The following is a 13,358-nucleotide window of genomic DNA, read 5'->3' as shown; positions in this document are numbered from 1 at the left end:
TAGATAACAGTTCGCTGAGTAAAGCTTACGCTTTTAAAAGTTTGGTTAAGTCCTCGATCGATTAGTATCAGTCAGCTACACATGTCGCCACGCTTCCACCTCTGACCTATCAACCTGATCATCTTTCAGGGATCTTACTAGCTTACGCTATGGGAAATCTCATCTTGAGGGGGGCTTCATGCTTAGATGCTTTCAGCACTTATCCCGTCCACACATAGCTACCCAGCGATGCCTTTGGCAAGACAACTGGTACACCAGCGGTGTGTCCATCCCGGTCCTCTCGTACTAAGGACAGCTCCTCTCAAATTTCCTACGCCCACGACGGATAGGGACCGAACTGTCTCACGACGTTCTGAACCCAGCTCGCGTACCGCTTTAATGGGCGAACAGCCCAACCCTTGGGACCGACTACAGCCCCAGGATGCGATGAGCCGACATCGAGGTGCCAAACCTCCCCGTCGATGTGGACTCTTGGGGGAGATAAGCCTGTTATCCCCGGGGTAGCTTTTATCCGTTGAGCGATGGCCCTTCCATGCGGAACCACCGGATCACTAAGCCCGACTTTCGTCCCTGCTCGACTTGTAGGTCTCGCAGTCAAGCTCCCTTGTGCCTTTACACTCTACGAATGATTTCCAACCATTCTGAGGGAACCTTTGGGCGCCTCCGTTACATTTTAGGAGGCGACCGCCCCAGTCAAACTGCCCACCTGACACTGTCTCCCGGCCCGATCAGGGCCGCGGGTTAGAATTTCAATACAGCCAGGGTAGTATCCCACCGACGCCTCCACCGAAGCTAGCGCTCCGGCTTCTCAGGCTCCTACCTATCCTGTACAAGCTGTACCAAAATTCAATATCAGGCTACAGTAAAGCTCCACGGGGTCTTTCCGTCCTGTCGCGGGTAACCTGCATCTTCACAGGTACTATAATTTCACCGAGTCTCTCGTTGAGACAGTGCCCAGATCGTTACGCCTTTCGTGCGGGTCGGAACTTACCCGACAAGGAATTTCGCTACCTTAGGACCGTTATAGTTACGACCGCCGTTTACTGGGGCTTCGATTCAGAGCTTCTCCCAAAGGATAACCCCTCCTCTTAACCTTCCAGCACCGGGCAGGCGTCAGCCCCTATACTTCGCCTTGCGGCTTCGCAGAGACCTGTGTTTTTGCTAAACAGTCGCCTGGGCCTATTCACTGCGGCTCTCTCGGGCTATACACCCTACCAGAGCACCCCTTCTCCCGAAGTTACGGGGTCATTTTGCCGAGTTCCTTAACGAGAGTTCTCTCGATCACCTTAGGATTCTCTCCTCGCCTACCTGTGTCGGTTTGCGGTACGGGCACCTCCCGCCTCGCTAGAGGCTTTTCTTGGCAGTGTGGAATCAGGAACTTCGGTACTATAATTCCCTCGTCATCACAGCTCAGCCTTTACGATGAGCGGATTTGCCTACTCATCAGCCTAACTGCTTGAACGCGCATATCCAGCAGCGCGCTTACCCTATCCTACTGCGTCCCCCCATTACTCAAACGGCGGGGAGGTGGTACAGGAATATCAACCTGTTGGCCATCGCCTACGCTTTTCAGCCTCGGCTTAGGTCCCGACTAACCCTGAGCGGACGAGCCTTCCTCAGGAAACCTTAGGCATTCGGTGGACAAGATTCTCACTTGTCTTTCGCTACTCATACCGGCATTCTCACTTCTAAGCGCTCCACCAGTCCTTACGGTCTGACTTCGCTGCACTTAGAACGCTCTCCTACCACTGACATCAAAGATGTCAATCCACAGCTTCGGTGATACGTTTAGCCCCGGTACATTTTCGGCGCAGAGTCACTCGACCAGTGAGCTATTACGCACTCTTTAAATGGTGGCTGCTTCTAAGCCAACATCCTGGTTGTCTAAGCAACTCCACATCCTTTTCCACTTAACGTATACTTGGGGACCTTAGCTGGTGGTCTGGGCTGTTTCCCTTTTGACTACGGATCTTATCACTCGCAGTCTGACTCCCATGGATAAGTCTTTGGCATTCGGAGTTTGACTGAATTCGGTAACCCGTTGGGGGCCCCTAGTCCAATCAGTGCTCTACCTCCAAGACTCTCACAACATGAGGCTAGCCCTAAAGCTATTTCGGAGAGAACCAGCTATCTCCAGGTTCGATTGGAATTTCTCCGCTACCCACACCTCATCCCCGCACTTTTCAACGTGCGTGGGTTCGGGCCTCCATTCAGTGTTACCTGAACTTCACCCTGGACATGGGTAGATCACCTGGTTTCGGGTCTACAACCACATACTAAACGCCCTATTCAGACTCGCTTTCGCTACGGCTCCGCCTTATCAGCTTAACCTTGCATGGGATCGTAACTCGCCGGTTCATTCTACAAAAGGCACGCCATCACCCGTTAACGGGCTCTGACTACTTGTAGGCACACGGTTTCAGGATCTCTTTCACTCCCCTTCCGGGGTGCTTTTCACCTTTCCCTCACGGTACTGGTTCACTATCGGTCACTAGGTAGTATTTAGCCTTGGGAGATGGTCCTCCCAGCTTCCGACGGAATTTCACGTGTTCCGCCGTACTCAGGATCCACTCAAGAGGGAACGAAGTTTCAACTACAGGGTTGTTACCTTCTTCGACGGACCTTTCCAGGTCGCTTCATTTACTTCGTTCCTTTGTAACTCCGTATAGAGTGTCCTACAACCCCAAGAGGCAAGCCTCTTGGTTTGGGCTAATTCCGTTTCGCTCGCCGCTACTCAGGAAATCGCATTTGCTTTCTCTTCCTCCGGGTACTTAGATGTTTCAGTTCCCCGGGTCTGCCTTCAATATCCTATGTATTCAGATAAAGATACTGTTCCATTACGAACAGTGGGTTTCCCCATTCGGAAATCTCCGGATCAAAGCTCACTTACAGCTCCCCGAAGCATATCGGTGTTAGTCCCGTCCTTCATCGGCTCCTAGTGCCAAGGCATTCACCGTGCGCCCTTTCTAACTTAACCATTAGCGAATAAATGGTACAACATATTGTTGTGTTATTTATTGGTTTGATTAAAGAAAAGTTTCACTTTTCCTCAGCAATTACTGTTATCTAGTTTTCAAAGAACAAAACAACTGACTTCAATCACATCATGATGAACATCACTGTGATATCTACGTGCAGTTCTGCGCCGAGTAATCGCAGGCGCAATTATTAATGAGAGATTGAACTCTCAAAACTGAACAAAGTGTCAAAACGTACGTCATGTAAAAATCCTTAGAAAGGAGGTGATCCAGCCGCACCTTCCGATACGGCTACCTTGTTACGACTTCACCCCAATCATCTGTCCCACCTTAGGCGGCTAGCTCCTTACGGTTACTCCACCGACTTCGGGTGTTACAAACTCTCGTGGTGTGACGGGCGGTGTGTACAAGGCCCGGGAACGTATTCACCGCGGCATGCTGATCCGCGATTACTAGCGATTCCAGCTTCATGTAGGCGAGTTGCAGCCTACAATCCGAACTGAGAATGGTTTTATGGGATTGGCTTGACCTCGCGGTCTTGCAGCCCTTTGTACCATCCATTGTAGCACGTGTGTAGCCCAGGTCATAAGGGGCATGATGATTTGACGTCATCCCCACCTTCCTCCGGTTTGTCACCGGCAGTCACCTTAGAGTGCCCAACTAAATGCTGGCAACTAAGATCAAGGGTTGCGCTCGTTGCGGGACTTAACCCAACATCTCACGACACGAGCTGACGACAACCATGCACCACCTGTCACTCTGTCCCCCGAAGGGGAACGCTCTATCTCTAGAGTTGTCAGAGGATGTCAAGACCTGGTAAGGTTCTTCGCGTTGCTTCGAATTAAACCACATGCTCCACCGCTTGTGCGGGCCCCCGTCAATTCCTTTGAGTTTCAGTCTTGCGACCGTACTCCCCAGGCGGAGTGCTTAATGCGTTAGCTGCAGCACTAAAGGGCGGAAACCCTCTAACACTTAGCACTCATCGTTTACGGCGTGGACTACCAGGGTATCTAATCCTGTTTGCTCCCCACGCTTTCGCGCCTCAGCGTCAGTTACAGACCAAAAAGCCGCCTTCGCCACTGGTGTTCCTCCACATCTCTACGCATTTCACCGCTACACGTGGAATTCCGCTTTTCTCTTCTGCACTCAAGTTCCCCAGTTTCCAATGACCCTCCACGGTTGAGCCGTGGGCTTTCACATCAGACTTAAGAAACCGCCTGCGCGCGCTTTACGCCCAATAATTCCGGATAACGCTTGCCACCTACGTATTACCGCGGCTGCTGGCACGTAGTTAGCCGTGGCTTTCTGGTTAGGTACCGTCAAGGTACAAGCAGTTACTCTCGTACTTGTTCTTCCCTAACAACAGAGTTTTACGACCCGAAAGCCTTCATCACTCACGCGGCGTTGCTCCGTCAGACTTTCGTCCATTGCGGAAGATTCCCTACTGCTGCCTCCCGTAGGAGTCTGGGCCGTGTCTCAGTCCCAGTGTGGCCGATCACCCTCTCAGGTCGGCTATGCATCGTTGCCTTGGTGAGCCGTTACCTCACCAACTAGCTAATGCACCGCGGGCCCATCTGTAAGTGATAGCCGAAACCATCTTTCAATCATCTCCCATGAAGGAGAAGATCCTATCCGGTATTAGCTTCGGTTTCCCGAAGTTATCCCAGTCTTACAGGCAGGTTGCCCACGTGTTACTCACCCGTCCGCCGCTAACGTCATAGAAGCAAGCTTCTAATCAGTTCGCTCGACTTGCATGTATTAGGCACGCCGCCAGCGTTCATCCTGAGCCAGGATCAAACTCTCCGAAGAAATGTTTGACTTGCTCATTTAAAAAATAAAAATTAACGTTGACGTTTGTCGCTTTGTTCAGTTTTCAAAGTTCAACCGCCGCTCTTAAGCGACTTTATTATCTTATCAAGTTATCAACGTAATGTCAACAACTTTTTAAAATTCTTTTTTTGCTTCGTTGTTACTGTTATATCTCAACGACGCTTTATAATAATAAAATATATCCTTATTAAAGTCAACAATTTTTAAGAAAAAAATTCGAAATCATTACTTTTTGATTCAGATAGTTGTTTTATCTAGATGATATCATCATATTATAGCCAAAAGCTAGGTTTAAACTTTACCTTTTATATTCTTGAACCCTTTACTTTTTTCAATTTCTTCACAAATGAAGAAATTGAAAAAGAGCTGTCCATTAGACAGCCCTTTCTTATCTCCCTTTAAAACTAGGTCTTCTCTTCTCAGCAAATGCTTGAAGCGCCTCGAGACGATCTTCTGTCGGAATCGTTAATTCATATGCTTTTCGTTCAATTTGCAAACCAGTCTGCAAATCGGCCTTCATTCCTTCTTTGATAGCAAATTTTGCTTGCTGAAGTGCAATTGGCCCATTTTTCAATAAAAGAGAGATAAAAATATCTATTGTTTCTTCTATTTCATATCCGGGAGCCACCTTCGTTACTAGACCACATTCTTTCGCTTCTGATGCTGAGAGACGCTGAGCTGTTAAAATTAGTTCCATTGCTTTTGCTTCTCCAACTAACCGAGGGAGACGCTGTGTTCCTCCTGCGCCTGGTATAATCGCTAAGCTTGTTTCCGTTAAACCCATAAGCGCTTCGGTTGAAGCAATCCGGAAATCACATGCTAAAGCCAGCTCCATTCCTCCTCCAAATGCATATCCATTGATGATTGCTATCGTTGGCTGAGGAAGCTGCTCTATCTTCGAAAACACTTCTCCTATTTTGTAAATATTGCGCTTTACTTCTTGATCAGAGAGGGTTTTACGTTCTTTTAAATCGGCCCCTACGCTAAAAGACTTTTCACCTGCCCCTTTAAACGTCACAACTCGAATATCTTTTTGAATACGAATTCCTTCAATTACTTCTTCCAATTCTTTAAGCATATCGTAATTAAAAGCATTCATCGCTTCCGGACGGTTCAGTATCACATGGGCGACGTGTCCCTTCATTTCATAAGAAATAGATGACATCCTTTTACCACCTCCAAATTGGAATCGCTTTCATTTTATCGCTCCTGAGATACTTGTTGCTTCAGTGCACGCCGTAAAATTTTTCCCGTTGTATTTTTAGGAAGTTCTTTTAAAAATTCAATTTCACTTGGCACTTTATATTTAGCAAGGTGCTCTTTGCAGTAGGCAATAAGCTTCTCTTCTGTTATCTCTTGATTATTGCAAACCACGTAACACTTGACACATTCACCTAAGGAAGGATCAGGGACTCCGATAACAGCCACTTCTACAATATCTGGATGCGCATATAGCACTTCTTCTACTTCGCGAGGATAAACATTATATCCTCCTACAATAATTAAATCTTTTTTACGGTCAACGATATAAAAATAACCTTCCTTATCCATTCTTGCTAAGTCACCTGTATACAGCCAACCATCTCGGAGAGCATATTCCGTGTCTTCAGGAAGCTTGTAATACCCTTTCATCACGTTAGGGCCTTTGACAATAAGTTCGCCAACTTGTCCTACTTCTACTTCTTCTCCTAGTTCGTTTACCACTTTATTTTCAACATTCATAATAGATGTACCTATAGAACCGGCTTTTCTCTCTCGGTCAATCGGATTGAAACACGTCACAGGAGAAGCCTCAGATAAGCCATACCCTTCTGCTACCATTACCCCAAACTTACGTTCAAAATTGGTTAGAAGTGCCACCGGCATTGATGCCCCGCCTGATATACAAAGCCTTACCGTGTGAAAGTGCTCTTTTTTCCCTTTGTCATGCTGAAGTAAGAAATTATACATTGTGGGAACGCCGGCAAAAATAGTCGCTTGTCGATTTTGAATTAATTCAAATATAGAAGATGGACTGAATTTTGGTTCAATTAATACTGTTCCTCCATTCATTAAAGGCGCATTCAATGAAACAGTTAAACAAAATACGTGAAACATCGGTAAAGCAGCTACGACTCGGTCATTCCCATTTATACTTAAATAATCTGCTACGTCTTGAGCATTTGAATAAATATTTTTATGTGTAAGCATAGCTCCTTTTGGTTTTCCAGTTGTTCCTGACGTATAAAGAATGATAGCCACATCTTCTTCTTTTAACTCCTGAAAATTATATGTAGCTTCTCCTCTGTTTACAACTTGCGAGAACGAGTGAAAATAAGAAGGTATATTTTCCGCTTTGTGTGTTGTTTCGCATAAAATAACATGTTCCAGAAACGGAATGTGCCCAATGATTTTCTTTAAAATAGGTAAAAGTAAATCAACTGCAATAACTGCTTTTACGTCTCCATCCTGAAGCATGTAGCTAATTTCATCCGCTGTGTAAATAGGATTAATGGGTATAACAGTAGCTCCCACTCGAAGAGCACCGTACAATCCAATAACAAAATGAGGCGAGTTGCCGACAATCAAAGCGATATGATCTCCTTTTTTTACACCTAATTGCTTCAGACCATTAGCAAACTTCGATACCGATGCATCAAGCTCTGCGTAAGATGTTTCATGGTCCATAAAAACATATGCCGATTTTTGTGGAAATTGCTCAGCTGTTTTATGAAGCTGTGCTGACAAATTCATCTCATAACTTCCTCCTTTTAATAACGAATGAATGAACAACCATTCATTATTAAGTCATAATAATGTAAAAATTCTTACTTCTTCTATCCTATTATAATGTTACTGCTGTTCTATTGACAAGACTCATCTGTTTAAAAAGAAAAAAAGCCTGATATAGCAGACTTTTTTCTTAATAGATTAATTCAACAAACTCTTCTTTTGTAATATTACCAAAATAATGTGGAATATCGATGTCTTCTAAGGCTTGTTCAATAGAAGCTTTTTCATAACGAACACCTGTTAATTTTCCCTGTACTTCCTGGACGTCACCCACTCCAAAGAAATCTCCGTAAATGGTGCAAGCATCGATTTTTCCTTTATTCACTTCTAAACGAACGTCAATTTGTCCCACAGGAAAGCGGTGAGAGTGCTGTAAGTTAAATTTAGGTGATTTTCCATAGTTCCAATCCCATGACTGATAGCGCTCTTTAGAAATTTGATGAATCTTTTCCCAATCTTTTTCCGTTAGTTTATATTCTGTTATATTTTCTTCTCCGTCAAAGATATACCGAAGCAGCATTTCTCTAAATTCTTCTACCGTTACTTTCTGTTCTAAAAATTCACTGATATTTGCTACTCTATTTCGAATGGATTTAATGCCTTTAGATTCAATTTTATCTTTTTTTACTTTTAACGCTGATACGACGTTTTCAATTTCTGAATCAAAAAGAAGAGTTCCGTGACTGAACATTCTTCCTTTCGTGGAAAACTGAGCGTTCCCAGAAATTTTTCGTCCTTCGGCCATTAAATCATTTCGTCCGCTTAGCTCAGCATTAACTCCTAACTTCTTTAACGCTTCCACGACCGGCTCGGTAAACTTTTTAAAATTATGAAAGCTATTTCCATCATCTTTTGTAATAAAGCTGAAGTTTAAATTTCCTTTATCATGATAAACGGCACCGCCTCCAGATAGACGTCTCACTACATGAATTTGCTGATCTTCCACATATTTTGTATTAATCTCCTCAATGGTGTTCTGGTTTTTCCCAATAATAATAGAAGGTTCATTAATATAAAACAGCAGATATGTCTCATTAATGTCTAGATGCTTGAGCGCATACTCTTCAATTGCTAAGTTAATTCGGGGATCATAATTTTTTTGATTATCAATAAATAACATTCATTTTCCTCCTTGTTATTCCCATACATATCCTGATTCAGCTAACGTGAGCGTACCTCCATAAAGAGCAGCAGCTTCCTCTACTAGCTGTTGATGTTCTCCATAGTGCGGAAGGTGAGTAAGCACAAGGTGTTTGACACTTGCTTTAGAAGCAAGTGTACCGGCTTCTGTACTTGTCATGTGTCCAGCGCCGCTTCCATCTTGATTTCCATAAAAATTACATTCGCATATAAGAAGATCTGCTTCTTCTGAGAAGGAAACAAATTCGTCTAAATAACTCGAGTCCGCTGTGTACACGACAGTTTGATTACCGGCGCTTATTCTCATGGCATAACAAACGACTGGATGTTTCGTTTTCATAAATTCGATTGTAAAAGGTCCAACTTCAAGTTTTTGGCTCGGATCGTACTCTACTCCTTTAGTAATCCCTTTATGAGTAAGTTTGTTGAAGCTTTCTTGATCATATGTATGTCCGTAAATAGAAAGTTCCTTAACAGCGTTACCTAGATGAGTCTGAATGAGGCGTGCATATTGAAATACTCCGACATCAGCCACGTGATCATGATGATAATGAGATAAAATCATAGCATCTATTTCTTCTGGCTTTGTATATTTTTGCAGCTGAGCCAATGCACCGCTTCCACAATCAACAAGCAGCTGAAATCCATCGTGCTCAACTAAATAGCTAGAAGTAGCTTCTGAAACCGCGGGATATCCTCCCCAAAAACCAATAACAGTTACTTTCATTTCAATCACCCTTTCGTACTATTTTTATTACGTTCAGTATACCCTACTTTTTTTTGAAAACTAACTGAAAGGCACTCGTTTCCGCCATTTTATCGAAATAACTCATTGTTATATAACAAATAACCACTTAGAATAGCAAAATAGGCTAAATTGTTATAAAACATAATTGACATTTTACCATCTGTTATAATACAATGTTAGTAACAAAACCAACGGAGGGGATTTAAAATGTTAGAAAAAATGACTGAATTTTTCAAAAGATTACCCAATAAAAAATGCGTAGAATGCGGAAATGACATCGAGGAACAGCATGAGTGCTACGGAAATAAATGCGATCACTGTCTAGATATCATGAAATAAAAAAAGCTGAAACTGTTTTATAACAGTTTCAGCTTTTTTTATACGGTCAAACTGCGATACTCGTTTGGCGTAATGCCCTCTACTTTTTTAAACACTTTTCGAAAGTATTTATCATCATGATAACCAATCATATTCGCAATTTCATAGATTTTTAGTTCTTCATTTAGTAAAAGTGATTTGGCTTTATTCATTCTGACTTTCACCATATAATCTGAAATGTTTTCTTGAAATTCTTGCTTAAACTTCCTCGAAATGTATTCACGGCTTAAATAGAAACGTTCCGATATTTCTTGAAGCTTGACATCTCGATGAAAATTTTGCTGCAAATATTGTTCGATCTCATAAATAACGTCGCGATTGTTTTGCTTGCTATACCTTTTTATTACTTTTAAAAAGCGCTTTACTTCACGCTTCTTTCTCTCTACATACTTTGCTATCTGAAACTGCCCATCTTGGTTATAGGAAAAAGAAAGAACATATTCAGGACCGTTATTTATCGTATAAGGAATGTGATATCTTTTTAACCAATGCTGGCTTAACAGCTGATATTCCTGCTCAAAATGCAGAATTTGCTTTAATGATAGATAATTTTGTGCTTCAAAAGCTGCGATAATTTCGTTGAATACCGGCAAAAAGGCTTCAAACTTCCCTACTTGCAGCGCTTCTTCAATTTTACTGTTATAATCCATCATATTTATTAATAAAGCACTTGCTAAAACGTCTTGCTCGCCGTAGACCTTCACTTTATTTTGATCAAGAACATTGCTTAATAAAAGCGAGTTTTTCGCATGTTCATAGGATTTCATTAGCTGATCAATAGAAGAGACTTTGCACCCTCTTGCAATCCGACAGCTCACGTCTAACGTACGGCGAATTGCTGTATGTAAAGCCGTCAGCAAAGCGGTGATGCGTTCAAAATCATTCCAAAATATAATGATAATTTCCCACTTATTTGATAAGTAACGGAAGGCTACCCCATTTTCTCCTGCCATCAGCATTTCATTGATTACATTTAAAATTGAAAAATAGGCTAAATCCCGATCACCTCCAAAAGAACGAATAATGGATTCATCTACACGTACAATCCCCACTTCATATTCTCTAGTCAGATGGAAACCAAACTCTTCATAGATTGATTGATTTAGCAAATAATTGTTCATTAACTGCGTCAGTTTTCGATCTCGATAAATCGGCTTCATTTCATTGATTAAACGATAGCTGCTATTATGGACTTTTCTGGACTCTTCTTCTTTCTTCCATTGGGTTACAGCTCGTACAAGCGTATCGTTTAAAATCGAAGGATCTACTGGCTTTAGAATATAATCCGTACTTCCAAAATGAATAGCTTTACGCATATAGTGGTAGTCATCATACCCTGTTACCACAATCGTTTTGCTAGAAGGTGAATTCTCTTTAATCCACTCCAACAAAGCAATTCCATCGATATTAGGCATCTTCATATCAGTAAAAATGATTTCCGGTCCATGATCCTCGATAAGCGCAATCGCTTGCTCACCGCTATCAGCTTCTATCACATCTGTAATTTCATGCTCTTCCCACTGTCCAAGCAGCTTTATTCCTTCTCTTACATGCTCTTCATCATCCACGATTAATACTTTCATCACTATCCCTCTTTTCTTCAATTGTTGTTAGCTTTATGACAACGGTAAAATCGTGATTTTCTTGACTGCTAATTTGCATTGAAGCATGATCTCCATAGTAGATGCGAAGTCGTTCATAAATATTTTGCAACCCAATATGCTCATCTGTTTGATTATACGATTGCTGAAGTCTCGTTTTTAATTGATTCAACTTTTGCTCTCCTATCCCTTTTCCGTTGTCAGAAACAGTTAGAATCAGTTCTTCTCCGTTCAACTTCGCTGAAATCAACAGCTTTCCGCTTCCTGTGCGGGTTTCGAATCCATGCTTAAAAGAATTCTCAACAAGAGGCTGTAAAATCATTTTCGGTATTCGCATAAGCTCTGCCTCTTTTTCGATATTTAACTCATACTCAAACTTTGAACCAAACCGCTGCTTCTGCAGACTCAAGAAAGCTTTTACGTGATCGACTTCTTGCTTTAAGCTAACGATATCCTCTTTCATATTCATGCTGTAACGCATAATGTGAGAAAGTGAGGTTAATAAAGAATATACTTCAACTGCTTTATGCTTAAGAGCAAGAGTTCCAATCGATTGAAATGCGTTGTATAAAAAATGCGGATTAATTTGTGACTGCAGCACTTTTAGCTGCGTTGATTTATTTTCTAATTCCAATCGAAATTTACGTTCAATCAAGTCATTAATTGTTTCTACCATAGAGGTAAAATGCCTTCCTAAAACACCAAATTCATCGTTTCCAAGCGACTTGAACCGCACCTCAAATGATCCTTTTTCCACTTCTTTCATATTGCGAATCAATACGTTAATCGGCTGTGTAAAACGTACTGATATAAAAAGCGTAGCGATAACGAGCATACACAAAAATGGCAGGCCAATTAATACATTCATAAGTGCTGTCTTTCTTGCATCCTCATATAAAACACTGTAAGGAATTCGTTTCACAATGTACAAGTCCTCAAAGGGCTGCTTAAGCTTTTCATACATTAATACGCCTGAGAAGCTTTTATCTTCCCATTCCATGCTATGGTCTTTTTGAGAAGTGAGCGCCTGCACCCACGCGTAATTTTCATTTTTTCCAATAACCTTTGAATCAGAGGAATACAAAACCTTCCCTTTATTGTTCATTAAATAAAAATCTTCTGACTCTTCATTATATAAACGCTGCGATATAGATTGAATCTGGGTCATATTAATGTCTAAGGATAGATAAGCTAACAGCCTGTCTGATGGAATTTCATCAATCCGCTGATGAAAGCTAATAACTTGATTCGGCAGTGAGTCAATTAACGTTGATAAATTATTGTAGCTATAAATTTCATGGGTAGGCTCAATGGCAAGAAATTTATGATTTTTATTTAAATAAGAATAGTAAGGCTGAGTGTAAATATCATCGTACTTCCCTCTGCTGCTCACTTTCGAATTATAAGCTGTATACGAGTCATGCCCGTTCTCAATATAAAGATGGAGCTGTTCAATCTCTGGACGAGTATTATATAAATAAAGAAGAGTGCGTGATATTTCCAGCTGATTGGCTCCTAAGTCACTTGATACGCCTTCATCTAACACTTTAATAAATGGGTGGTAGCCGTATAGCCTTTTTGTAATATTAGCAATTTCATTTAAGTAATCACTCAAATCATTGCTTCCATTTTTAATAACTTGATAGTTGGTAGAAATAAATCGATTCTTAACCGTTTCTTTTGTGTATTGATACGTAAAAATCGTTGAAATTAGAAATGGAATAACGGTTGCGAATAAGAAAAACAAAATTAATTTCTTGCGTATGCTCCAGCCTTTCACAAACAACCTCCTTTGACTAATGTCATACATTATGACTATTATTATACATTAAAAGCGCTTTCAATTAACTATTATTTTTCATCACTATGAATCTAGACGTCTATTTTTTCACACTAAAAAGTCCGCGGTTT

At 41.7% G+C, this 13,358-nt stretch carries 7 protein-coding genes and 2 rRNA genes; 1 reads left to right on the top strand and 8 read right to left on the bottom strand.

The features are described 5' to 3' along the window. Nucleotides 1-41 precede the first annotated feature (41 nt). The 6 genes from U9R83_RS03135 to U9R83_RS03110 all read right to left on the bottom strand — a co-directional run bounded on the left by U9R83_RS03135 (nucleotide 42) and on the right by U9R83_RS03110 (nucleotide 9,447). Nucleotides 42-2,977 (bottom strand): 23S ribosomal RNA (locus U9R83_RS03135). 258 nt (nucleotides 2,978-3,235) lie between these two features. Further along, nucleotides 3,236-4,787, bottom strand: a 16S ribosomal RNA gene (locus U9R83_RS03130). Together the 16S and 23S rRNA genes form the textbook arrangement of a ribosomal RNA operon. A gap of 409 nt (nucleotides 4,788-5,196) precedes the next feature. Further along, nucleotides 5,197-5,973, bottom strand: coding sequence for an enoyl-CoA hydratase-related protein (locus U9R83_RS03125; RefSeq protein ID WP_014461651.1), 777 nt, complete (start codon nucleotides 5,971-5,973; stop codon nucleotides 5,197-5,199). Between the two features lie 35 nt (nucleotides 5,974-6,008). After that, nucleotides 6,009-7,541 carry a fatty acid--CoA ligase family protein gene (locus U9R83_RS03120; RefSeq protein ID WP_014461652.1) on the bottom strand — a complete coding sequence of 511 codons (1,533 nt, stop codon included), beginning with the start codon at nucleotides 7,539-7,541 and terminating at the stop codon, nucleotides 6,009-6,011. A gap of 169 nt (nucleotides 7,542-7,710) precedes the next feature. After that, nucleotides 7,711-8,700 carry a lipoate--protein ligase gene (locus tag U9R83_RS03115; RefSeq protein WP_014461653.1) on the bottom strand — a complete coding sequence of 330 codons (990 nt, stop codon included), beginning with the start codon at nucleotides 8,698-8,700 and terminating at the stop codon, nucleotides 7,711-7,713. Between the two features lie 15 nt (nucleotides 8,701-8,715). Further along, entirely contained in the window at nucleotides 8,716-9,447 is a 732-nt protein-coding gene (locus tag U9R83_RS03110; RefSeq protein ID WP_014461654.1) for an MBL fold metallo-hydrolase, read from the bottom strand. 228 nt (nucleotides 9,448-9,675) lie between these two features. Between U9R83_RS03110 and yhfH the strand changes: the two genes are divergently transcribed. Beyond that, nucleotides 9,676-9,807, top strand: coding sequence for a protein YhfH (yhfH, locus tag U9R83_RS03105; protein WP_013055337.1), 132 nt, complete (start codon nucleotides 9,676-9,678; stop codon nucleotides 9,805-9,807). Between the two features lie 38 nt (nucleotides 9,808-9,845). Here yhfH and U9R83_RS03100 read toward each other — a convergent pair whose 3' ends face one another. Next, a complete protein-coding gene (locus tag U9R83_RS03100; protein ID WP_243550234.1) occupies nucleotides 9,846-11,429 on the bottom strand; it encodes a response regulator transcription factor in 1,584 nt (527 codons plus the stop codon). Beyond that, complete coding sequence (locus U9R83_RS03095; RefSeq protein WP_042992339.1) at nucleotides 11,407-13,227, bottom strand: cache domain-containing sensor histidine kinase; 1,821 nt, start codon at nucleotides 13,225-13,227, stop codon at nucleotides 11,407-11,409. The genes U9R83_RS03100 and U9R83_RS03095 overlap by 23 nt, the downstream gene beginning before the upstream one ends. Between the last annotated feature and the right edge of the window lie 131 nt (nucleotides 13,228-13,358).

This window comes from Priestia sp. LL-8 (assembly GCF_036227845.1).
Taxonomy (GTDB): Bacteria; Bacillota; Bacilli; order Bacillales; family Bacillaceae_H; genus Priestia; species Priestia zanthoxyli.
This window is presented reverse-complemented; position numbering and strand designations above follow the sequence as displayed.

Excerpts from the sequence above, each read along its gene's own strand:
- U9R83_RS03125 (WP_014461651.1), bottom strand. The coding sequence starts at position 5,973 with ATGTCATCTATTTCTTATGAAATGAAGGGACACGTCGCCCATGTGATA.
- U9R83_RS03120 (WP_014461652.1), bottom strand. The coding sequence starts at position 7,541 with ATGAATTTGTCAGCACAGCTTCATAAAACAGCTGAGCAATTTCCACAA.
- U9R83_RS03115 (WP_014461653.1), bottom strand. The coding sequence starts at position 8,700 with ATGTTATTTATTGATAATCAAAAAAATTATGATCCCCGAATTAACTTA.
- U9R83_RS03110 (WP_014461654.1), bottom strand. The coding sequence starts at position 9,447 with ATGAAAGTAACTGTTATTGGTTTTTGGGGAGGATATCCCGCGGTTTCA.
- yhfH (WP_013055337.1), top strand. The coding sequence starts at position 9,676 with ATGTTAGAAAAAATGACTGAATTTTTCAAAAGATTACCCAATAAAAAA.
- U9R83_RS03100 (WP_243550234.1), bottom strand. The coding sequence starts at position 11,429 with ATGAAAGTATTAATCGTGGATGATGAAGAGCATGTAAGAGAAGGAATA.